Source organism: Nocardia sp. NPDC002869 (assembly GCF_046764065.1).
Classification (GTDB): Bacteria; Actinomycetota; Actinomycetes; order Mycobacteriales; family Mycobacteriaceae; genus Nocardia; species Nocardia rhamnosiphila.
In genome coordinates this window covers 1-21881 of sequence record NZ_JBKOOL010000020.1, presented here as the reverse complement: position 1 = coordinate 21881, position 21881 = coordinate 1, and the positions used below count along the sequence as shown (strand labels likewise).

The following is a 21881-nucleotide window of genomic DNA, read 5'->3' as shown; positions in this document are numbered from 1 at the left end:
GACCCGGTCAGCGGCGGGTGTCCCGCACCGCCGGGTCCGCGGTCACGGAGCCGGCGGTGGTTGCGGAACGGTCCGGGCCCGCCGGCGTGTCCTCGGCCCGGGTCCGCACCACCACCCCGATCGCGACCAACAGGCCACCGAGCGCCCAGCCGGCGAGTACATCCGTGGGCCAGTGCACCCCCAGGTAGATCCGTGAAAGCCCCACGAGCAGCACGAAAACGGTCGCCGAAGCCGCGACGATCACCCTGGCGACGCGATGCGCGGTCCGCAGACAGAACAGTGCGGCGAGTACGCCCACCACGGCGGCGGAACCGACACTGTGCCCCGAGGGGAAGGCCGGATTGCTCACCTCCACCAGCTGTCCGGCCACCGGCGGCCGCGACCGGCCGATCAGCTGCTTCGATACGGGCACCAGAACCGCCGAGGCCGCGCCCACTCCGGCCACGAGCAGCAGATCCGCGTACGCGCCGCGCCGCAGCAGCACCGCGCAGACCAGCAGCGCCAGTGTCCACATGGCCACCGATCCGCCGAGATGGGTGATCACCGTGGCGGCCGCGGTCAGTGGATCGGTGCGCAGGGTCAGCGCCCACTCGTGCAGCGGGCAGTCCACCTGGGTCGTGGCATCGCCCGCGACGACGTAACCGGTCGTCGCGGCGACCACGGCGAACAGCAGCACAGCGAGCACGACCACGCGTTTCAGCCTAGTCGCCCACCGCTCGCCGGCTCCGGCCCGGCGTGGCCGGGAACGGGCGGGCGCCACCCGCTCCGCCGCTACCCTGAGATCCATGGATGTCCTCTTCCTCGGCGCGCCCATCGCCATGCTGCTGCTGGGGGCCGCCGCCGCGCTGCGCTGGGTGTACACCCGGTTCCCGAAGACCGGACACTCGACCGGCGACCACACCTCCACCCGGCTCGCGGCCGCGGGGGTGGAGGAGATCACCGCCTTCTGGTACGGGAGCAAACGCGACCAGCTGGATCACCGCGCCGCGCAGACCATGTTGCGCGACGAGGAATCCGACGGGGCACCGCCGCGGGACCGGATCGATCTCACCGCCGGCCGGGCGGTGCTCGTGGCCCGCCCGCCACACCGCGACGCCGCGAGCTGACCCGCGGCACCGCGGTGCGGCACCGTGACCACCCGGCACGGCCCACGACGCGAGCCCACTACTGTGGACGGGTGCATTCAGATCAGCGATCGGACGACAGCGGACCCCGGATCTGGGGTGGCACCACGCTTTCCGAGCGGAAGCAGGCACGGCGCAGCGCACTGCTCGAGGCCGCACTGGATCTGATCGGTGAATCCGGCGCCGCCGGCGTCACCATGCGTGCGGTCTGCCGCCGCGCCAACCTCACCGATCGATATTTCTACGAGAGTTTCGCCAGCCGGGACGAACTGCTCGATGTCCTGTACCGGCAGATCGCCGACGACTTCCTCGATCCGATGACCGCCTTCGCGGTCGCCGACGACGCCTCGCGTGACCGGGCCCTGTCCGAGGCCCTGGTGGACAAGGTGCTCGAGGACCCCCGCAAATCGCGCCTGTTCCTGGTGGAGCCGTACTCCAGCACCGGTCTCGGCCAGACCACCATCGCCGTCATGCCCGCTTTCACGCGGCTCATCCAGGACCATCTCTTTTCCCAGATCGACGATCCGGTCCGCCGCCGCCTCGCGGCCGTCACCATGGCGAGCGGGAACGCGGGAATGTTCTCGGCCTGGCTGAACGGATCGTTGCGCGCCACCCGGACGGAGATCGTCGATCACCTCGTCGCCATGCTGGGCGCCTACCGCCGGCTCTATCGGTAGACCGGGGTCCGGCGGCGAAACGGTCGGTGCCCGGAAATCACCGCCGGGCAGGGAGGTTCGAGAGAATTGCACGACGAAGCCGTCGGATCGACCGGTAAGCTGATCTCGCCGATCCGAGGCCCCGGGACGCTGGGTGAGGTCCTGGTGGCCGTACGTGGGGGGACCGAAGGGTATATCGCGCGCGCCGCCGAAACGATCCCGGCCGGGAGCACCGTGCTGGTCGTCGCTGTCGATTCCGGTCGTATCGCCGATGTGGTGCCCTGGATACCCCTCACACCGGACCCGGCGCCGTAGGAACACGACGCGAGGAGTCATCCGTGCTGGGTTATCACGTGCCCGATCCCGACGAGGCGATGCTGGTCAGCGGCGCCAAGAGCAGCGACGCCACACCCTTCCGGGTGATCATCGGCCGCGGTACGTGGGTGATGCCGTTCTTCCGCAAGGTCCGGTACCTGTCGCTGGCGATGTTCGAGGCCGAGATCAGCGAACGCTGCGTCACCAAACAGGCCATCGTGCTGCAGGTGCGGGCGGTCATCGCTTTCAAGGTCGCCAACGACACGGCGTCGATCGTCAACGCGGCCCAGCGATTCCTCTCCGAACAGGCGCAGGAGATGTCGGTGCTGACCGGCCGGATCTTCTCCGGTCATCTGCGGTCCATCGTCGGCTCCATGACGGTCGAGGAGATCATCCGGGAGCGGCAGCGGCTGGCCGACGAGGTCCTCGTCGCGTCGAAAGTGGAGATGAGCAATATCGGCCTGTGGGTCGACTCGTTCCAGATCCAGTCCATCGACGACGGCAATCTCGGCTATATCACCGCCCTGGCCGCGCCGCACAACGCCGCGGTACACCGGGACGCACAGATCGCCGAATCGCAAGCCGCGCAGCGCTCCGCCGAGGCCGAACAGGAATCCCTGCGCAAACAGGCCGAGTACGCCCGGGAGACGGCGATCCTGAAGGCCGGTTACCAGCGCGATATCGACAAGGCCCAGGCGGAGGCCGCGGCCGCTGGGCCGCTCGCCGCCGCGCTCGCCCAGCAGGAAGTGCTGGGCGCCCAGGCCGCCCAGGCCCGAAAGGAAGCCGAACTGCGTGAACAGCAGTTGCAGGCCGAGGTGGTGAAACCGGCGCAGGCCGAGGCCGAGCGGGTGCGGATCCTCGCCGAGGCCGAGGCCGGCCGCACCCGGATCCAGGCCGAGGCGGCGGCCTCCCACAACCGCATCGCGCTCGATCAGATGCTCATCGAGCAGTTGCCTCTCATCGTGGAGCAGGCGGCGCGCGGACTGTCCAACGCCAATCTGACCGTTCTCAACGGGCCGGACGGGGTGGGTGAACTGCTCAACGGCATGGTCGGGCAGGGGCTCACCGTATTCAATTCGCTACAAAAGGCGCTTTCGGCCACCGATGAGGAAAAACCGGATATAGAGTGACCGGCAGAACTGCGGCGAGGAGCGGTGTGGTGGCCAGCGGGAAATTGGTGTCGTTCGACGGATCGCGGGGTTTCGGTTTCATCCGGCCCGAGGACGGTGGACCCGACGTGTTCGTACACGTCAACGATATCGGCCTCGACGAGGACGAACTCCGGCAGGGCCGGGTGTTCGAATTCGACGTCACCGAGGGCGATCGGGGCCCCAAGGCGATCAACCTACGGTCCCCGCGCGGCCAGCACCCACGACCCAAACCGGTCGCCGACGGCGCCCGGCTGACCGCCGAGGAACACACCCGGCTGGTCACCGAACTTCTACTGGATGCCTCCCCGGCGCTGACCGCCGGGGAGATCGTGGCCATCCGGAAGCGGCTCACCGATTTCGCGGTCGAACAGGGCTGGATCGACAGCTGACGGCCGGATCAGGCCATCTGTCGGTTCGAACTCCTATCATCGGGGGCGATGATTCGGCGTCGGCCGCGGCGTCGATACGGGTGAGGATCGACCCGAGGAGGATCGTGTGGATCTACCGGTGATGCCACCCGTCCGGCCCATGCTGGCCAAGTCCGCCCCCGACATACCCCCGGGGCCCGGCCTGAGCTACGAACCCAAATGGGACGGGTTCCGCTGCGTGGTGTTCCGCGACGGCGCGGAGGTGGAGCTGGGGTCCCGTAACGATCGACCCCTCACCAGGTACTTTCCCGAGGTCGCCGAGCTGCTGCGCGCCGCGCTGCCGGATCGGTGCGTCGTGGACGGGGAGATCATCGTGGTCACCGAATACGGTCTCGACTTCGATGTCCTGCAGCAGCGGCTGCATCCGGCGGCGTCCCGGGTCGCCAAACTGTCCGCGGAGACGCCGGCGAGTTTCGTGGCCTTCGACCTGCTCGCCCTCGGTGACCGCGATCTGACCGAGGCGCCGTTCGCCGAACGCCGCCGGTTGCTCGAAACCATCCTGCGGACCGAGCCCGGCCGGGTCCAGCTGACCCCGCTCACCGGGGATTCGTCGGTCGCCCGCGACTGGTTCGCCCGCTTCGAGGGCGCGGGCTTCGACGGGGTGATGGTCAAGGCCGACGATCAGCCGTATCAGCAGAACAAGCGGGTGATGCTCAAGGTCAAGCACGAGCGCACCGCCGACTGCGTGGTCGCGGGTTTCCGCTGGCACAAGGACGGTCAGGGGGTGGGTTCCCTGCTACTCGGCCTGTACGACGAGGAGGGCCGGCTGCACCATGTGGGGGTGGCGAGCAGTTTCACTGCCGCGCGGCGCACCGAGTTGATCGGCGAACTCGCCCCGTACCGGGAGAACGCCCTGCAGGACCATCCGTGGCGGGAATGGGCCGATGCCGTGGCCCAGGCCGAGTCCGGCGGCTCCATGCCCGGCGGGGTCAGTCGCTGGAGTGGTGGTAAGGACCTGTCCTGGGAGGCGCTGCGGGCCGAGCTGGTGGCCGAGGTGCGATACGAGCATCTCCAGTCCGGCCGGTTCCGGCACGGTGGACGGCTGGTCCGGTTCCGCGCCGACCGCACCCCCGAGTCGTGCACCTACGCCCAGCTCGAAGAGGCCGCGCCCGCCGAGTTGCGCGAAATCTTCGGGACGGCGGTGGCGAAATGAGCGAATCGGTGGAGATAGAGGCCGCCGGCCGGGTACTCACCATCACCAACCCCGCGAAGGTGTACTTCTCTCGGCGGGGCGAAACCAAATTGGATCTGGTGCGCTTTTACGAGAGCGTCGCCGAACCGTTCCTCCGGGTCAACGGCGGGCGGCCGCTGCTGCTGGAGCGGTACCCGGACGGCGCGTCCGGTAAGTCCTGGTTCCAGAAGCGGGTGCCGAAATCCGCCCCGGACTGGTTGCACACCGTGGAGGTCACCACGCCGAACGGGACCACCAGCGACGCGCTGGTGGCGCACGATCTGGCGCATGTGCTGTGGGCGGTGAACCAGGGTTGCCTCGGCTTCCACGTCTGGCCCAATACCGTGCCGGATCTGCGGATCGCCGATCAGCTCCGGATCGACCTCGATCCCTCGCCCGGTATCGGTTTCGACGAACTACGGACCGCGGCCCTGCGGACCCGGGAGCTGTGCGGTGAGCTCGGTATCGAGACGTGGGTGAAAACCTCCGGTTCGCGCGGCCTGCACCTCTATATCGCGCTGGAACCGCACTGGGACGGGTATGAGGTCCGCGCCGCGGCCGTGGCCTTGGCGCGCGAACTGGAACGCCGGCACCCCGACGACATCACCGCGCACTGGTGGAAAGAGGAACGCGGCCGGCGAGTTTTCGTGGACTACAACCAGAACGCTCCGCACAAGACCGTGTTCGGTGCCTGGTGCGTACGTCCCAAGGTCGGCGCGCAGGTATCCACTCCGCTGACCTGGGACGAACTGGATGCCGTGGTCCCCGAGGACCTGACGATCGCAACGGTACCGGCCCGTCTCGCCGAGTTCGGCGATCCGTGGGAGAACCGCACACCGCAGAGTATCGAGCCGCTGCTGCGGATGTCCGAACGTGATCTCGCCTCCGGTCTCATGGACGCGCCGTGGCCGCCGCAGTATCCGAAGATGCCGAACGAACCGCCCCGGGTGCAGCCCAGCCGCGCTCGCAAAACCGCCACGGAGGGCTGAACACGCCGACCGGCTACCGGCCCGGTTCAGGAGCTCCACAGCGTCCAGGTCCCGTTTTCACAGACCAGGGCGTATCCCGCGGCGGTTCGGGCGGTGGCGGCGCCGGTACAGCTCGCGTCTTCGGCGCGGACGGTTTCGGCCACCCGGTAGGGGCCCGACCACTGATAACCGGTGACCGAGGCCGAATCGGTGAGGCACAGCAGGGTGCCGCCGTCGGCGGCGACACCGAGCAGTGCCGGTTCGGGACAGGCGGTGTCGACCTCGGCGGCCGGCGGGGCCGCGGCAGCCCCGCTCGCCGGCACCGAGGGTGGGGGCGGCGCGCTCCGGCCGGGTGACGAGGTTTGTGTGCTCTCGGAGGTGCCGGAGGTGGGCGAGACCGGGGGCTCGGCCGTCCGCTGCCCGCCGGTGACCTCGCCCACCGCGTCGCCGACCCGGGAGAACACCCCGCCGGGCGTATTCCGCGGCGACAGGACCAGCGCCGCCAGCAGTGCCACCTCGGCGACGCCGAGCAATATTGCGGTACCGGCCAGGAAACGACCGCGGGGATGCCCGAACGCGATCAGCCCGAAAACGATCGCCACCGGGAAGACCAGGATGAGCGCGGCCACCAGTGCGACGATCGCGTAGGGATTGACGATCGGACGTTCGTCGTGGGGAGGGGGCTCCTCGGACCAGTCGTCGTATTCGTCGCGCCGCCGGCCGGTGCGCGGCGGTTCCTCGTCCCGGTCCGGTGGAACTTCCGGCCAGCGCTCCCCCGCCCAGCGCTGTGTATATGCCATGACCGATCCCTTCGAGCCGCCGTCGGCGCATCCTGGAGCAGTGACTGTGCCCGGCATCGGAAAGAATAAGCCGCCACCGGCCGGCTGTTCCGGTAAATCCCCCTGGCCGGGGTGCGACTGGTCACCACCCGGAACACCCGGCCTGCCCGCTGTGGCGGGCCACAGCGGCTCAGTTCCCGCGGCGCACCCGCGGCAGTGATTCGGTGACCAGAGTGCTCAGCATGTCCACCAGCAGCGCGTGGACCTGATCGCGGGTCATGGTGCCGCGGGTCAGCCACTCCCGGCCGGCGACCTTCACCAGGCCGCCGTAGGCGCGGACCATCGCTCGCCGCGGCTCCTCCGACGCCGCACCGTCGGCGAGGCCGATCATCACCAGCAACCGCTGCGCGGCCGCGTCGTCGGCCGCGTCGAGGATCTGCTGCACCTCCGGGTCGTCGCCGACCCCCTCATGGCTGGTCACCTTGACCCAGGTGCTGCCGTGCTCGGAGATCGTGTCCAGCAACCAGCGCACACTGGCTTCGACCCGTTCCCGGGTGGTACCCGTGGGCACCGCCAACTCGTCGGCGCGCGGCAGGGTCACCATCCGGCGGACCACCGCGAGATAGAGGTCGCGTTTATTGCCGAAATAGTGGTTGATCAGGCCGCGGGCCACACCGGCACGCTGCGCCAGTTCGGCCGTGGACACCGCCGCGTACGGACGTTCGCCGAACATCTCGATGGCCTGGGCGAGGATCTGGGCGCGGCGCTCGTCCGGCTCCAGCCGGCGGCGCCGCGGCTGCTCGTCCGGGCCGTTTCCGCCGGCGACGGCCGATCCGGGGACGGCGGGAAGGCCGGTGACGGCGGCTGGTGGCGGTTCGAGGTCAGAGCCCACGCGCGATGAGATCTTTCATCACCTCGTTGCTGCCCGCGAGAATGCGCAGCACCCGGGCCCCCGTGTACAGCTGGGAGATGGGGTACTCGGTCATATAGCCGTAGCCGCCGAAGAGCTGCAGGCAGCGGTCCACGACCACACCGAGCTGATCGGTGGACCAGTACTTCGACATGGCGGCCGACTGGATATCGAGTTCCCCGCGCAGATGCCGGCTGATGCAGTCGTCGAGGAAGACCCGGTTGATCCGGGCGATGGTCGCGCATTCGGCCAGTTCGAACTTGGTGTTCTGCATGGCGAACAGCGGTTTACCGAATGCCTCGCGGCCCTTGGTGTATTCGACGGTCAGTTCGACCGCGCGTTCCATCATCGCCACCGCCATGATGGCGGTGACCAGCCGCTCCTGGGCCAGCAGCTGCATCATCTGGTAGAAGCCCTGGCCCTCGGCGCCGCCGAGCAGATTCGTCGCGGGCACCCGCAGGCCGTCGAAGAACAGTTCCGCGGTGTCCTGGCCCTTGCCGCCGATCTTGGACAGGATGCGGCCGCGGGTGAAGCCGGGAGTATCGTCGCCGACCTCGGCGAAGAGCAGCGAGACACCGGCGGCGCCCTTCTCCGGGTCGGTTTTCGCGGCGATGATGATGCCGTCGCAGAGCCAGCCGTTGGAGATGAAGATCTTCGAACCGGTGATCACGTACTCGTCGCCCTCCCGGACGGCACGGGTCTTGATCGCCTGCAGGTCCGATCCGGTGCCCGGCTCGGTCATCCCGATGGACAGCACCATCTCGCCACTGCTCGCCTTGGGCAGGATCCGCTTCTTCAGCTCCGCGGAGCCGAATTCGGCCAGATAGGGCGCGATGATCGAACTGTGCACCGGAATGCCGAGGGCCCCGTCACCGGCGCGCACCTGTTCCTCGATGATCGCGGCCTCGTGAGCGAAGCTGCCGCCCCCACCGCCGAACTCCTCCGGGACCGCCGGGCACAGCAGGCCGAGATCCCCGGCGCGCCGGTAGAGCGCCTTGTCCGGATGGCCCTGCTCGATGAACTTCTCCTCGTGCGGGACCACTTCCTTCTCGAAGTAGTTGCGCGCGAGTTCCCGTACCGCCTCGACCTCGTCGTCGCTCCATGCGGGGCGTGCCATATCCGCGTCCTCTGTTCGTGATCACCCAGCCCGGCGCCGGCGCACCGGATCGTTCGGCAACGACTTTCCCGCACTATTGGCGTGATGTCAACGAGGCCCGTTCCCACTTGTGGCGACGCGGCCGGAGCCCGTGCCCGGCGGTCCCGGTGGCCCGGCTCCGGTCGCACCGCGGCGGTTTTGCCACAATGGTGCGCACGCTTTCCCAGCTCACGAAGGACTTCCTCCGCACCGATGGCCGCGCCCAGTATCGACCCGAACGACCTCGCCACCTGTTTGCGCGTTCTCGACCAGGCAGGACAGCTGGACCCCGGCCATCCGGATTCGACCACCGTGCAGCGCGCGGTGGGCCGGATGTTCAAAGAGCTCAAACGACAGCGGCGCGTCACCGCCCGGCAGGCAAAACTCGCCGCGGACCGCGCGGTGGTCGCCGCCACGGCCACCGGTTCGCCGAACCGGATCGATGACGAGACCGCCGGTATCCCGATCAGTTCCCGCACCTCCGGCGCGTCGGCCGGCACGCTCCTGCGCCCCCGCGGCTGCTACATCTGCAAGGAGAAGTACACCCGCGTCGACGCGTTCTACCATCAGCTGTGCCCGGACTGCGCGGCCATGAGCCACAGTCGCCGCGAGGCCCGCACCGACCTGACCGGTCGTCGCGCGCTGCTCACCGGCGGGCGCGCCAAGATCGGGATGTACATCGCGTTGCGGCTGCTGCGCGACGGCGCCCACACGACCATCACCACCCGCTTTCCCAACGACGCGATCCGCCGGTTCGCCGGCCAACCCGACAGCGCCGACTGGCTGCACCGGCTGCGGATCGTCGGTATCGACCTGCGGGATCCCGCCCAGGTGGTGGCGTTGGCCGACGATGTCGCGGCCCAGGGACCGCTCGATGTCCTCATCAACAACGCCGCGCAGACCGTACGCCGCTCCCCCGGCGCCTACGGCGCCCTGGCCGCCGCCGAGGACGGGCCGCTGCCGTCGGGCCAGTTGCCCGAAAAGGTCACCTTCGGGCAGACCACCCGCGCCCATCCGACCGCGCTGACCGCCTCGCTGACCCCCACCTTGGCCGGCGCCGACGTGGCCGAACTGGCACTGGTGGCAGGGTCGGCCACCCCCGAACGCATCGCCCGCGGAGTGGCGATCGACGCCGGGGGCCTGGTGCCCGACCTTGCGCACACCAACAGCTGGGTGCATACCGTGGGCGAAGTGGACCCCACCGAACTGCTGGAAGTCCAGCTGTGCAATTCGGTCGCCCCGTTCATCCTCGTCTCCCGGTTGCGGCCCGCGCTGGCCGCGGCCCCCGCACGCCGGAAATACGTGGTGAACGTCTCGGCGATGGAAGGCCAGTTCTCCCGTGGTTACAAGGGGCCGGGGCATCCGCACACCAATATGGCCAAGGCGGCGCTGAACATGCTGACCCGGACCAGTGCCAAGGAAATGCTGGAAACCGACGGCATCCTGATGACCGCGGTGGACACCGGCTGGATCACCGACGAACGACCGCACTACACCAAGATCAGGCTCGCCGATGAGGGTTTCCACGCCCCCCTGGACCTGGTGGACGGCGCGGCCCGGGTCTACGACCCGATCGTGCGCGGCGAAGCCGGCGAGGACCTCTACGGATGTTTCCTGAAGGACTACCGCCCCTCGCCGTGGTAAACCCGGTGCCCCGACCCATCCGAGGACATACCCTGGAAGGGTGTGGTACCGGCTGATCGCGGATCTGTTCGCCGCCCTGCATCTGCTGTTCATCGGCTACGTGGTGGCGGGCGGATTCCTGGCGTGGCGTTTCCCGCGCACGATCTGGTGGCACGGGGCCGCCGCCGCCTGGGGTTTCGGCACGGTGCTGGTCGGCTACGACTGCCCGCTCACCTACGCGGAGAACTGGGCCCGGCACCGCGCCGGGGTCGCGGGGTTGCCGCCGGAGGGCTTCATCGACCATTACCTGACCGGCGTGATCTATCCGGAGAGCATGCTCACCGAGGTGCAGCTACTGGTCGCGGCCTGTGTCCTGGTGTCGTGGGCCGGACTGTGGTGGCGCGCCCGCCATCCGCACGGTCCGGGCGCGCGGGTCGCCGGCTGATCCGTACCCGCCGGTGACGCTGTGATGAAAATCGCTGTGCCATCGGATGACCGAGCGTTCGCCGTGCCCACGGCCCAGTACTCTCGGTGCGGTGGACGTGGGCGCACGGCTGGTCCGTGATTACGAAGACGGGGCAGGCGTCGCCGAGTCGAATCCGGTGGACTGGCCGGACCCGGGGCAGTACCTCGCCGCCACCCTCCCCGTGTGGGGGCTGGCCGCGGGATCGATCCAGGCGTTCGTCGCGGCCGCCGATCGGTACCGGCAGGCCACCGGCACCACACCCATCCGGCACCGGCTGAACCCCGAACGGATCGCGGCGTCCTTCGCCAGTGACCGGTTGCTGCGGATCGGCGGTGCCCCCGTCGACGGATTCGCCGACCTGTCCGGTTTCTTTCCGACATTCGACGGCTGGGTGCGCACCCATGCCAACTACCCGCATCACCGTGCCCGGCTGCTGGCCGCGCTCGAACTTCCCCCGGACGCGCCGCGCGAACTGGCCGAGGCCCAGATGGCGATGATCCGCGCCGCCGATCTCGAAGAGCTGGCCGCGGCCCGGGGCGCCATCGTGGCGCAGGTACGCGACGAAGCGCAGTGGCGGGCCGGACCCCAAGCCGCGGCGGCCGGGGCGGGCCCGCTCGTCGCACTGGTGGAACGCGATGACCGGCGCCGGTACACGCTGGCGGTATCGGGAACCCCGTACCGGCCGCTCCAGGGCGTACGGGTACTGGATCTGACCCGGGTGATCGCCGGTCCGGTGGCAACCCGGGCGCTGGCACTGCTCGGGGCCGAAGTCCTGCGGGTCGACCCGCCGGATCTGCCGGAGATCTCCTGGCAGTACACCGACACCTGCCAGGGAAAATATTCGGCCCTGCTGGACCTGGGGTCGGTGGCCGCGGCCCGGGAGGCACTGCTGGACTCCGCCGACGTGCTGGTGACCGGATATCGACCGGGCGCACTGGAACGGCTCGGCCTCACCGGACGGCCGGGGCTCGTCCACGCCCGGGTGAGTGCCTGGGGATTCACCGGACCGTGGGCGGGCCGGCGCGGGTTCGACAGCATTGTGCAGGCCGCGACCGGAATCGCGGTGATCGAGGGAGCGTCCGCCCTACCGGGCGCGCTACCCGCGCAGGCGCTCGACCATGCTTCCGGCTACCTGCTGGCCGCTGGAATCATCGACGCGCTCGCCGCCCGCGCGGGCGACGGCCGCGGCCGGGATGTGCGGGTGTCGCTGGCCCGCACCGCGACCTGGTTGCTCTCCGAACGAGGCCGCACACCCGACCATGCGGCGCCGGCGGTACCCGGCCCGGGGAACACCGTGACCCACGGGCATGTGGTCAGCGCGGCGCCGGCCCTGGCCGAATTCCCGGACTACCCCTTCCCGGCGCCGGGTTATGGGCGCGCCGAGCCCCGCTGGGTGGAGCGGCGGGTGCCCGAGCACCACTGAGCTCGCAGAATGCGCGAGGGCTCATAGGCCGGTGGCGAGCCGCACCACGACCGTGTCCTGGGTGACCTCCTGCACCGTAAGGTTCAGCCCCTGCACCGAACCGGACTCCCCTATGGGCACGGTGACCGGCTGGCCCGCCACCGACAGGGTGACGAGATCGCCTTGGACCGAAGTGAGTTCGGTATCCACGCCCAGCACGCTGATCTTCGCCTGCACACCGCGCTCGAATGTCACGGTGCAGCCGCTGACCTCGCATTCGCTCCGCGCCCCCGGGCCCGTGGCGGTGCAGGCCGAGATCCCCAGCGACGCGGCGGCAGTGAGCAGGAGGGCGGCGATCAGCCGTCGAACAGACATGCGGACAGTGTAGGGATCACCCCGCTCATCGCCACCGGAACCGGACGAATCGCCTTTACCAGGGGAGGCGGTGAGCGCGGATCTCGGCCAGGGACAGGCCGCGCCGGCGGCGGGCGAGGGCACCCAATGCGCTGGCGTTGACGTATCCGACCTCGCGGGCGACCGAGCCCACGGTGAGCCCGCCGGACCGCAGCGGCCGCGTGGCCCGATCGAGCCGGATATCGTCGGCGAATCCTTCGGTGACATGCCGAGTGCGGCGCGGGTCGCCCGTTGCAGGCTGCGTTCGGTGACACCGAGTTCACGCGCGGCAGTGGCGATCAGGAACTGTTCCGACAGATGGTCACGCATCCAGCGTTCGTAGCCGGCGATCAGCGAACTCCCGCGGGCCACCACCTCGGGTATCGCATAGGGCGCCTGGCCGGCCCGCGGTCCGATCACCCGCATTGTGTCGCAAACAGAGCGTTTCCTGTCGCATGAGCCCCTCTGACCCTGCTGCCGAAGCCCGTAGGCTCGGAGAGACAGACGGTGCCGGTCGCCTTCGCGCGACCGGCACCGTTCGTGTGTCGCCACCGAACACACCGGTGACCGCGGCTCCGCCGGATCGCGATCTCCGTCCGTGGACGACGACCCGGTACCGAACGAGAGCGCCGCTGCGCCTCCGGCGCGCCGCGGATCTCGCCGGTCACCGTCGGGCCGGGCTTCCGCCGCCGACGGCAACGAACCGCACGGCAGCCGCTCGGGGCCGACCCAGCGTGTGGGAATGCATGGCTGCGGCGCTGCGGGGTGCGCCGCAGCCTTCCATTCCCATACGCCTGCCGGGCGGCGCGGGGCGTCGCTCCCGCCGGGCGATCCACGGAGACGAGCCGCCGCGCCACAGCGGAACTCGGCGACGGGACCGCCCCGCGTCGCCGGGTTCCGCCGGAGTATCGAGCCGGGGCCTAGCGGCCGCCCGGACCGAAGCCCGAATCGTCCATCTCGATGTCCGGATCGAGGATGCCGCAGACCTTCCAGCCACCGTCCTCTTCGACCAGGTCGTAGGTCATGGTGGTGGTGGCCGAGGTGCCCATCACCTCCATGGACATCTCCATGGTGAACGTGCCCTTATCGCTGCCTGCGGGGACGTCGACGCTCTTCAGCGTGGTCGTCGACTCCGGAAGGTCCACATCGGGCACATCGGTCGGCTTGGTCGGGTTCTGCTGCTCGTACTGTGAGATCTCGTCCAGATCGGCCGCGCAGACCAGATCCTCCGAGGCGCCCTTCCGGTCCACCCAGGCCTGGGCGACACCGCGGGGGTCGTCGTAGCCGCCACCCACGACCGAACCACCGCCACCGCTGAACAGGAAGAAGGCACCCACCCCGACAGCGATCAGGATTACCGCGACACCACCGACGATGAGCGCGATCTTGCCGCCGTTCCCACCGGAACGCGGGGGCGGGGCTCCATCACCGCCGGGGGCTCCGTACTGCGGCCGACCCGGCGGGTAGGGCTGGCCGTCCTGCGCGGGGTAAGGCTGCTGTCCCGGCACGGGTTGTCCCGGGTACGGCTGCTGGTGCTGATACGGATTGGGCTGTTGCGGATGACCCATACGGAAGTCCTGTGATCCTTGCTCTCCTGCGCGTCACCGGAGTGGCACCGCGTCCGAACTCTGATTCCCCCACGACGAGCCGGCGTCAACATCGACTCCCGGCGACGCCGGTGATCCGGAATCCCCTCGTACCCGGCAAGTTACGATCAATACCCCACGTAGCCGGCACCATGGGACATATTGACGATTCCGGGCACGTTCTCGAGCGACCCGTACCGTTCGATGGCGTAGGCGGTGCCCGCGCAGATGTTGTCGACCGGATTCCAGATATCGGTGTGACCGGGCAGGGCGTGGGCATTGAACGTGGGATCGATGGTCTGCATCAAGCCCTTGGACGGAGTGCCCGCCTCCGCGTTGCTGTCCCACAGATTGATTGCGTTCGGATCGCCGCTGGACTCCTTCTCGATCATCGTCGCGATAATGGCGGCGTCCGAGTCCGTGACGTCGTACCCGTTCTGCTGGAGTATCTCGATCGCCTGATCGATCCACTGCGCCAGATCGCCGGTCGGCATCTTGGTCGGTCTGCCGGAGGTACCGGTGATCTCGCCGCCGGACCCGGAATCGTCGGATCCGGAGTCACCACCGCCCGCGGATTGCCCGCCCATGAGCGGACTCATCGGGGAGCCGGTGCTCCCCGGAGAGCCACTGGTACCTCCGGACCGGTCCTGCGGCACCTGCAGGGACTTGTTCTCCAGTTCGTTGTGCGCGGACTGCATCTTGCGGACGGTGGCGCCGATGGTGTTGTCTATCGCGACGACCGCGTCGAACTGCTGTCGTGAGGTGGGGTTGTCCGGCACGCCGTCGGTGATCTCGACGACCGCGTCGCGGAGATCCTCGAAATAGCCGCTGACACCGTTGGCGTCGTCGGCGGCCAGGGCGGCGAGTTCGGCGATCTGGTTGTCGAGGGTGTTCCAGTCCTCGATGTAGGCCGCGACCTGCTGATCCAACAGCTCGTACTTGTCCGCGAGATCACCGTCGCCGGGCCGCTCGCCGGCCAGGCGGGCGAACTGCTGGGCGGTGAGGCTCGCCGCGGTACGGTCACCCAGGCTGTTCTGCAGTTTCTTGAGAACCTTCTCGGCATAGTCGATATAGGGGTTCAGGAGCGGAGCGTTCAACGGACGACGGAGTGTCCAGCTCTTTGCGACGACCATCGCCCTCCGTCCCGCGCCCAGTACACCACCACTTTCTCAACAGAGTTCCATCCGACGCGTTGCCGAACATCCCCGCTGATGAGAAGTTTGCACCGATAGCTCGACGAAAACTGCACGGAGACACGGTGGCGGGCCTGGACGAGCCGACGTCGGCGGTTCCGCGCCCTTGCCGCTCTGCGCGTAAGCCGGTTCGGCTCGGCGTCATGCGGATCGAATGTGCGCCGCGTTATGCCATGGTAGGAGTCGAGTTCGCCATACTGTTCGCGATGCTCTGGGCATTGGCGATCCGCTGCCCGCGTGCCTCCCCGGAGCTTCGTTCGTAGTACTGGTCGAAGACCGCCGCCGCGTCGCCGGCGGTCGTGGTGCCCTTCAGTCTGCTCATGGCCCCCGATTCACCGTGGTCCAGCTCATGCACCATGAAGTCGATCTGTGTCTTCCAATCCGTCACCGGCTTGCCCTGAGCCGCCGCGAACGCCTCCAGGTTCGCCCGGCGGCCGCCCAGCCACTGGGCCAGACCGATAGCGCCTTCGCCCGAGTTGTACGCGCCGGTGTCGAAGCCCGATTCCACTTGGAGGTTCCCGAGAATACCTGCCGCCTGCGCCGGGGTGAAGCCCTTCTCGAGCAGGTATTTGTACATCTCGTCCACCTTCGCCTTCTTGCCCTGGCCGATGGGCTGGGCCGAGGCGCCGCTGTAGGCACCGCTGGTGTTGGTGAGGCCGGGAACGTACGGCGCGGCCCCACCGTTGCCCGACCACTGCTGTGCGGGAACCTCGGTGGACTTGCCCTCCAGCTTCGCGTGGGCACGCAGGATCGCCTCATAGGCGACGCCGACCGCATTGTCCAGCGCGTTCACGGCGTCGATCTGACGGGCCGGAGTGGGATTGTCCGGTACCGCCGCGGAGATGTCGACGGCACTGTCGCGGAGTTCGCCGAACTCCCGGCTCACCGTGTTGGCATCTTCGGCCGCGAAGCCGGCGATGAAACCGATCTGGTCGTCGAGGGACTCCCAGTCCTCCTGATAGCCGTCGACCTGCTTCATGTTGAGGTCGTACTGTTTCCGCAACGCGCTCTCGCCGGGGCGCTCGACCGCCTTCTTCACCAGCTTCCCCGCGTTCAGCGTTTGCGCGGTCTTGTCCCCCAGCCCGGCTTCCAGCGCCTTCAGTACCTTTTCGATATATGTGATATAGGGATTGAGGATCGGAGCGTTTTTCGGACGATGTAGCGCCCATTCCTTCGTCGGAGCCATCGTCCACCTTCCTCGACCCGTACCGCCACCTGCATAACAGAATTCCATCCCGCGACCCGGCGTCACCCTCCCGCTGCTGAGAATTCACGCCGGAGCGGGATCGGCGCGGCACCGATGAGAAAGCCTGTCGTGTCACGTCTACCCGAACAAGACCGACAAGCCCAGCGGCCGACCAGACCGATGGCACACACCGAGCCGCTGCCAGAAAGGACATCACCATGGGAACCATCGCCGTGCACGAGTTCGTCTCCCTCGACGGGTCGTACGAGGACCCGTCGTTCACCTTCGAGTTCGGGTTCGATCCGCGGATGGGTGAAACCCTCGCCGCGATCACCGGCGAGGCGAAGGCGATCCTGCTCGGTCGCAATACTTTCGAGATGTTCGCACCGGCGTGGTCCGCCCGTACCGTCGAGGACGATCCGGGCGCACCGTTCTTCAACGACACCGTCAAATACGTGGTGGGCGCGCAGCAGCCGCGGGCCGAATGGGCCAACAGCACCTCCCTCGGCGCCTACGATCCCGATAAGATCCGCACGCTCGAGGACGAGATCGACGGGACCATCTATATCAGCGGTAGCGGCACCCTGGTCCGGGCGTTGCTCGCCGACGGACTGGTCGACGATCTGCATCTGTTCGTGTATCCGATCGCCCTGGGCAAAGGGGAGAAACTGTTCACCGACGGGCTCGACACCACGAAGTTCGTCCTCAAAGGCCATGACGTATACGCCAACGGGGTGGTGCACCTGGACTACGGACCGGCCGCGTCCTGACACGGTGGCCGGTACCGGGCCGGCGGGGCCGGTACCGGCGATCCTGCCGGCTGCCCGCCTACGACAATTTCCCGGGTGAGCAGGGCCATGTCCGGTACGGGGAAGGTATTTTCGTCGGCTACCGCTGGTACGACCGCCGTGAACTCGAGGTGAGTTTCCCGTTCGGGCACGGACTGACCTATACGACCTTTGCCTACGCCGAACCGCACGCGGCCTCCGACGCCGACAGCGTCACAGTGACGGTACGGGTGGCCAATACCGGTGCACGAGCGGGCCGGGAGGTCGTCCAGGTCTATACGAGCCCGGTGACCTCGTCGATGCTGCGCCCGCCGCGGGAGCTCGGTGGATTCGCGACGGTGGAGCTGGAACCCGGTGCCGCGGACGAGGTCACCGTCCGGATACCCCGGCGGGAATTCGCCCGCTGGCACGAACCCGCCGGTCGCTGGATCGTCGAAGGCGGCGAATACATTCTGTTCATCGGGCGTTCCAGCCGGGATCTGCCGGTGCGCGCGACCGTCCGGGTCGACGGGGACGAGGTTCGGGTGCCGCTCACCCGGGAGTCGGCGTTCGCCGAGGTCATGGCGAATCCGGTGGCGGGGCCGGAACTCGGCGCGAAACTGGGGCCACTGGTCGGTGAGCCCGGAAGTTCGGCGGGTACCGATCTGGGGGTGGATATGGCGCGCATGATCGGGTCCATCCCCATCGGGCGAATCGCGCTGAACCTCGGCGGGCTGATGACCGCCGAGGAACTCGACGATCTGCTGGCCCGCGCGAACGGCTGAAACACGAGGCGGGATTCGCGGCGCCGCCGCTGCCGGTCGGGGCGCGCCGGGAATACGTCCAGGGCCCGAACTGTGAATTCGGAATGCCGGCAAGCGGATTACCCCCGTTTGCCATGATCTTTGCATGAACAGAAATGCTATTTCCGCCGGGCGCGGGAAACTGCGGCGCTTCGCCTGATCGCGCGCGGTGCCGGCCGTATTCGCGGTCGTCGTATCCCTCGGCCTCACGGCGAGCCCCGCCCACGCCGAACCCGCGACCCCAGCTCCGCTCCCCTCGGCGGGCTGTTCGGTACCGCAGCCGCGACCCGGTACCGAAGCGGTACTGTTCAGTTCCCGCGGGATCTCCGGTGTCTACGGCCGGGATATTCCCGCGGGCACGGACCGCCCCCTGCCGGTGGTCCTGGACCTGCACGGATATCTCGAACCCGCGTTCATCCAGTAGACGAGCACCGAACTCGGCGCCTACGGACGCAGCCACGGCTTCGTCACCGTCACCCCGCAACTGTTGCGCCCCGGCCTGCCCCGCTGGGACTTCGGCCCCGGTTCGGCCGATATCGGCTATTTGGCGGACCTGCTCACCGAGGCGGAATCCACACTCTGCGTGGACACCCGGCGTATCTACGCCACCGGGCTGTCCATGGGCGGCTTCACCACGTCGTCACTGGGCTGCCGGCCGGCCGATCGGATCGCCGCCATCGCGCCGGTCGCGGGCCTGGCCGATTTCGCATGGTGCACGCCGGCCCGGCCGATGCCGGTCATCGCCCTGCACGGCACCGCGGACCCCATCGTCGCATACGAGGGCGGCACCGGCCCGAACGCGCGGCTGCTCCCTGCGCCGGACGGAACCGGTTCGGCCGACCCCGCTCATCGGGCACCCGACGTGAAAGGCCCGGGCCCGCATTCGGTTCCGGAGAATGCGACCGCCTGGGCCGGTGCGCGAGGTGACGTAGGCGGTGGCGGTGTCCGAACACCAGCGGATCACCCCCGCCGCCTCCACGGCCGACAGCGCCACGACGACCGCGACGGCCCGCTCGGTATCGAGCGCGACCGGTGTGTCGACGGCGACCGAGGTGAACTGGATCTTCCCGATATCGCGGCCCGGGTCGGCCCCGTCCTGCACCTCGACCTCGAGCCCCGCGGCCATCCGGTCGACGACGAACCACCTGGTCTCCGCGCCGGACGCGGCGGCTACCACGAACAGTTCGGCCGACGCGGCCCCCAGCACCGGCCCGGTGGCACCGTCGAGCCGCACGGTATCGCCGGAGCCGCCGTCCACCGTGATCGCGTGCTCGGGCACGACGACCGCTCCGGTCGTCGAGGGCGCCGCCCTGTCCGCCGATCGATTCCGGCAGATGGACCCCGGTCAGGCCGAGCGCCACCAGGTCGGGCCAGAAATCCGGCCGCGCACCCGCTTTCAGGCGTTCGGTGTTCTCGCGGAGGTGTCCGCGACCGGCGCGGCGGTCGGCGAATCCGGTCACGGTTCCGGCCAGTGCCGCCTGGTCGGCGGTCAGCGCTACAGGCACGGTTCTCATTCCGGTCGAGGGGCACGGTCTCGTTCCCGGTCGGGTACGGGAATCTTGGATTAGAACCTGTTCTACTCACGGCGGAGCTATTCGCACAACCCGGACCCGGCCCCGCGCCACTTCCGCCGCTGTGGTCGGGGCTGCTACAGCGCTACATCCAGAACGCTTCCGCGACACGGGAGTACTTCGCGGCCACCCGCGACGATCCCGTCGAACGCTTCGTCGCCGAGGCCGAGCGGCACCCCGTCTTCGAACTCCTCGACCCCGGCATCGGTTGTTGTGCCGGAAGGAATCGTGCTGCGAGGATCGCTGACCGTGCACGAATACCAAATCCTCGTCGACCGGATCCGTGGAACCCTCGTGGGCGGTGCGGTCGGTGATGCGCTCGGCCGGCCGATCGAGTTCCTGTCCCTGGACAACATCCGTGCCCGCTACGGACCGGACGGGGTCGCCGGCTTCCTACCCGGTCCGGATCAGGAGTCGCCGCAGGCGATCACCGACGACACCCAGATGACGCTGTACACCGCCGAGGGGCTGCTGCGCTGCCCGCCCGGCGGTGATCCGGCGCCGCCCCTGCGCCGGGCCTATCTTCGCTGGCTGCGTACGCAGCAGGAGCCGGGGCCGGAGAGCAGGCCGGACGGTTGGCTGGCCGGACTGCCGTTCCTCTACGCGGTCCGCGCGCCGGGCAACGCCTGTATGAGTGGATTGCGACGTCAGGCGACGGGCTATCTGCCCCCGGGTCCCGTCGGCGAACCCGGGCCCGTGAACCCGCATTCCAAAGGGTGCGGGACGGTGATGCGGTCAGCGCCCTTCGGCCTGACCGGTGCGGGGGCCGGCACCGCCTGCACGACCGCGGCACGCTGCGCCCAGCTCACCCACGGTCATCCGACCGGCTGCACGGCGGCGGGCGCGTTCGCCGCCCTGATCGACCGGCTCGTCGCCGGGGCCGCCTTCCCCACGGCACTCGACGAGGTGCTGGCGCTCCTGACAACCCTCGCCGGCTCGGACGAAACGATCGCAGCGCTCTCCCGCGCCGTATCGCTCGCCACCGAGCGTGCGACACCCGAGGGAGTGGAACGGATCGGCCAGGGCTGGGTCGCCGAGGAATGTCTCGCGATCGCGGCGTACTGCGCGCTCCATGCCGAACGGACCGGGGATCTGCGCGGCGCTCTGCTGCTGGCGGTGAACCATTCCGGCGACTCCGATTCCACCGGGGCCGTGGCCGGCAACCTCCTCGGGGCCCGATATGGGCTGTCCGCGTTCCCGGCGGAATGGGTGCGGACAGTGGAGGGCCGCGATGTGCTGATCCAGGTGGCCGACGACCTCGTGGTGACCTTCCACTACGGCAACCGGGATCGGACCGGCCAACGCTACCCGCTCGACACGGCCGAACGATTCTGAACATATGACCAGCACTATCACCGAGACTTCTATGAAAAGACTGGTCCGGTCACACCCCGCCGCTATAACGTAGGCCGGTATACGTTCGGCGTGCGGCGACCGGGCATCACACCGAGAAGGACAGGAACAATGGAGATTCAGGGAACACGTGCAGTCGTCGTCGGAGGCGCCTCCGGGATGGGGCGGGCCAGTGCCGAGCTCCTGGCCGCGCGCGGGGCGAAGGTTGTGATCGTCGACCGGACCGCCAGTGAGGGCAACAAGGTCGCGGCCGATCTCGGTGGTTCCTTCTTCGAGGCCGATGTCACCGACCACGCGGGAGTCGAAGCCGTGCTGGCCGACGCGGTGGCCGAACTGGGCGGCCTCGATATCGCCGTCAACACCGCGGGCGGCGGGATCGCCAAACGCACGCTGTCCAAAACGGGCCCGCACGATCTGGAATCGTTCACCCAGATCATCAATCTGAACCTGATCGCCACCTTCAACCTCAACCGGTTGCAGGCCTGGCATATGAGCCAGGGCGAACCCAACGCCGACGGCGAACGCGGCGTCATCGTCAATACCGCCTCCATCGCCGCCTTCGAGGGCCAGATCGGGCAGGTCGCCTACACCGCCGCCAAGGCCGGTATCGCCGGCATGGCGTTGACCATGGCGCGCGACCTCGGCTCGGTCGGTGTCCGGGTGCTGGCCATCGCACCCTCGCTCTTCGATACCGGCATCCTCGCCGGAGTGCCCGAGGAGATGGTCACCCCGCTGGTCGCCGGCAATGCCTTCCCCAAGCGGATGGGACGCCCGGAGGAGTACGCGAAGCTGGCCGCCGCCATTGTCGAGAACGGCATGCTCAACGGCCAGTGTCTGCGCCTGGACGCCGGAATGCGCTTCGCGCCCAAGTGAATCACCGCGAACCGGGGCACTGCCGGCC

Annotated in this window: 24 protein-coding genes; 15 read left to right on the top strand and 9 right to left on the bottom strand. The window is 68.8% G+C overall.

Annotated elements, in window-relative coordinates; all coding sequences use genetic code 11:
* Positions 1-7 precede the first annotated feature (7 nt).
* On the bottom strand, positions 8-787 hold the full coding sequence (locus ACLML9_RS06140) for a phosphatase PAP2 family protein (RefSeq protein WP_411944562.1): 780 nt from the start codon (positions 785-787) through the stop codon (positions 8-10).
* Between ACLML9_RS06140 and ACLML9_RS06135 the strand changes: the two genes are divergently transcribed.
* The 7 genes from ACLML9_RS06135 (at position 786) to ligD (ending at position 5834) form a co-directional block, all read left to right on the top strand.
* Positions 786-1106 (top strand): DUF6191 domain-containing protein, encoded by a 321-nt coding sequence (locus ACLML9_RS06135; RefSeq protein WP_411944561.1) that lies wholly within the window; start codon positions 786-788, stop codon positions 1104-1106. The genes ACLML9_RS06140 and ACLML9_RS06135 overlap by 2 nt on opposite strands.
* Before the next feature lie 71 nt (positions 1107-1177).
* The gene (locus ACLML9_RS06130; RefSeq protein WP_265805964.1) at positions 1178-1801 is read left to right on the top strand and encodes a TetR/AcrR family transcriptional regulator; all 624 of its coding nucleotides are present in this window, start codon (positions 1178-1180) and stop codon (positions 1799-1801) included.
* 66 nt (positions 1802-1867) lie between these two features.
* Positions 1868-2095, top strand: a complete 228-nt coding sequence (locus ACLML9_RS06125; protein ID WP_030519873.1) for a hypothetical protein — start codon at positions 1868-1870, stop codon at positions 2093-2095.
* 23 nt (positions 2096-2118) lie between these two features.
* Complete coding sequence (locus tag ACLML9_RS06120; protein WP_411944560.1) at positions 2119-3225, top strand: SPFH domain-containing protein; 1107 nt, start codon at positions 2119-2121, stop codon at positions 3223-3225.
* A 26-nt stretch (positions 3226-3251) separates the two neighbouring features.
* The gene (locus ACLML9_RS06115) at positions 3252-3635 is read left to right on the top strand and encodes a cold shock domain-containing protein (protein WP_411944559.1); all 384 of its coding nucleotides are present in this window, start codon (positions 3252-3254) and stop codon (positions 3633-3635) included.
* Between the two features lie 106 nt (positions 3636-3741).
* A complete protein-coding gene (locus ACLML9_RS06110; RefSeq protein WP_411944558.1) occupies positions 3742-4827 on the top strand; it encodes an ATP-dependent DNA ligase in 1086 nt (361 codons plus the stop codon).
* On the top strand, positions 4824-5834 hold the full coding sequence (ligD, locus tag ACLML9_RS06105; RefSeq protein WP_411944557.1) for a non-homologous end-joining DNA ligase: 1011 nt from the start codon (positions 4824-4826) through the stop codon (positions 5832-5834). The genes ACLML9_RS06110 and ligD overlap by 4 nt, the downstream gene beginning before the upstream one ends.
* A gap of 26 nt (positions 5835-5860) precedes the next feature.
* Here ligD and ACLML9_RS06100 read toward each other — a convergent pair whose 3' ends face one another.
* The 3 genes from ACLML9_RS06100 to ACLML9_RS06090 form a co-directional block, all read right to left on the bottom strand.
* On the bottom strand, positions 5861-6613 hold the full coding sequence (locus ACLML9_RS06100; RefSeq protein ID WP_411944556.1) for a DUF4190 domain-containing protein: 753 nt from the start codon (positions 6611-6613) through the stop codon (positions 5861-5863).
* A 169-nt stretch (positions 6614-6782) separates the two neighbouring features.
* A complete protein-coding gene (locus tag ACLML9_RS06095) occupies positions 6783-7373 on the bottom strand; it encodes a TetR/AcrR family transcriptional regulator (RefSeq protein ID WP_411944596.1) in 591 nt (196 codons plus the stop codon).
* Positions 7374-7473: 100 nt separating this feature from the next.
* Positions 7474-8619 (bottom strand): acyl-CoA dehydrogenase family protein, encoded by a 1146-nt coding sequence (locus ACLML9_RS06090; protein ID WP_411944555.1) that lies wholly within the window; start codon positions 8617-8619, stop codon positions 7474-7476.
* Between the two features lie 231 nt (positions 8620-8850).
* On the opposite strand from ACLML9_RS06090, the gene ACLML9_RS06085 reads away from it, so the two are divergent.
* From ACLML9_RS06085 to ACLML9_RS06075, 3 genes are all read left to right on the top strand, one after another.
* Positions 8851-10281 carry an SDR family NAD(P)-dependent oxidoreductase gene (locus tag ACLML9_RS06085; RefSeq protein WP_411944554.1) on the top strand — a complete coding sequence of 477 codons (1431 nt, stop codon included), beginning with the start codon at positions 8851-8853 and terminating at the stop codon, positions 10279-10281.
* 40 nt (positions 10282-10321) lie between these two features.
* Complete coding sequence (locus ACLML9_RS06080; RefSeq protein WP_411944553.1) at positions 10322-10705, top strand: DUF2784 domain-containing protein; 384 nt, start codon at positions 10322-10324, stop codon at positions 10703-10705.
* 97 nt (positions 10706-10802) lie between these two features.
* Positions 10803-12149, top strand: coding sequence for a CoA transferase (locus tag ACLML9_RS06075; protein WP_411944595.1), 1347 nt, complete (start codon positions 10803-10805; stop codon positions 12147-12149).
* 21 nt (positions 12150-12170) lie between these two features.
* On the opposite strand, the gene ACLML9_RS06070 is transcribed toward ACLML9_RS06075, so the two are convergent.
* The 4 genes from ACLML9_RS06070 to ACLML9_RS06055 all read right to left on the bottom strand — a co-directional run bounded on the left by ACLML9_RS06070 (position 12171) and on the right by ACLML9_RS06055 (position 16486).
* On the bottom strand, positions 12171-12941 hold the full coding sequence (locus tag ACLML9_RS06070; protein ID WP_411944552.1) for a hypothetical protein: 771 nt from the start codon (positions 12939-12941) through the stop codon (positions 12171-12173).
* A 500-nt stretch (positions 12942-13441) separates the two neighbouring features.
* Positions 13442-14089 (bottom strand): hypothetical protein, encoded by a 648-nt coding sequence (locus ACLML9_RS06065; protein WP_411944551.1) that lies wholly within the window; start codon positions 14087-14089, stop codon positions 13442-13444.
* Positions 14090-14235: 146 nt separating this feature from the next.
* Positions 14236-15204 carry a transglycosylase SLT domain-containing protein gene (locus ACLML9_RS06060; protein ID WP_411944550.1) on the bottom strand — a complete coding sequence of 323 codons (969 nt, stop codon included), beginning with the start codon at positions 15202-15204 and terminating at the stop codon, positions 14236-14238.
* Between the two features lie 262 nt (positions 15205-15466).
* Positions 15467-16486, bottom strand: a complete 1020-nt coding sequence (locus tag ACLML9_RS06055) for a phage tail tip lysozyme (RefSeq protein WP_411944549.1) — start codon at positions 16484-16486, stop codon at positions 15467-15469.
* A gap of 218 nt (positions 16487-16704) precedes the next feature.
* Between ACLML9_RS06055 and ACLML9_RS06050 the strand changes: the two genes are divergently transcribed.
* The 3 genes from ACLML9_RS06050 (at position 16705) to ACLML9_RS06040 (ending at position 18480) form a co-directional block, all read left to right on the top strand.
* Positions 16705-17256 carry a dihydrofolate reductase family protein gene (locus ACLML9_RS06050; RefSeq protein WP_411944548.1) on the top strand — a complete coding sequence of 184 codons (552 nt, stop codon included), beginning with the start codon at positions 16705-16707 and terminating at the stop codon, positions 17254-17256.
* Positions 17257-17405: 149 nt separating this feature from the next.
* Positions 17406-18038, top strand: coding sequence for a fibronectin type III-like domain-contianing protein (locus ACLML9_RS06045; RefSeq protein WP_411944547.1), 633 nt, complete (start codon positions 17406-17408; stop codon positions 18036-18038).
* A 187-nt stretch (positions 18039-18225) separates the two neighbouring features.
* Positions 18226-18480, top strand: coding sequence for a hypothetical protein (locus tag ACLML9_RS06040; protein ID WP_411944546.1), 255 nt, complete (start codon positions 18226-18228; stop codon positions 18478-18480).
* A gap of 216 nt (positions 18481-18696) precedes the next feature.
* Here the strand turns inward: ACLML9_RS06040 and ACLML9_RS06035 are convergent, their stop codons facing one another.
* Positions 18697-19335, bottom strand: coding sequence for a hypothetical protein (locus ACLML9_RS06035; RefSeq protein WP_411944545.1), 639 nt, complete (start codon positions 19333-19335; stop codon positions 18697-18699).
* Positions 19336-19876: 541 nt separating this feature from the next.
* On the opposite strand from ACLML9_RS06035, the gene ACLML9_RS06030 reads away from it, so the two are divergent.
* Together ACLML9_RS06030 and ACLML9_RS06025 are read left to right on the top strand one after the other, a co-directional pair.
* Positions 19877-20962 carry an ADP-ribosylglycohydrolase family protein gene (locus ACLML9_RS06030; RefSeq protein WP_411944544.1) on the top strand — a complete coding sequence of 362 codons (1086 nt, stop codon included), beginning with the start codon at positions 19877-19879 and terminating at the stop codon, positions 20960-20962.
* Between the two features lie 129 nt (positions 20963-21091).
* Entirely contained in the window at positions 21092-21853 is a 762-nt protein-coding gene (locus tag ACLML9_RS06025; RefSeq protein WP_411944543.1) for an SDR family NAD(P)-dependent oxidoreductase, read from the top strand.
* The last annotated feature ends 28 nt before the right edge of the window (positions 21854-21881 follow it).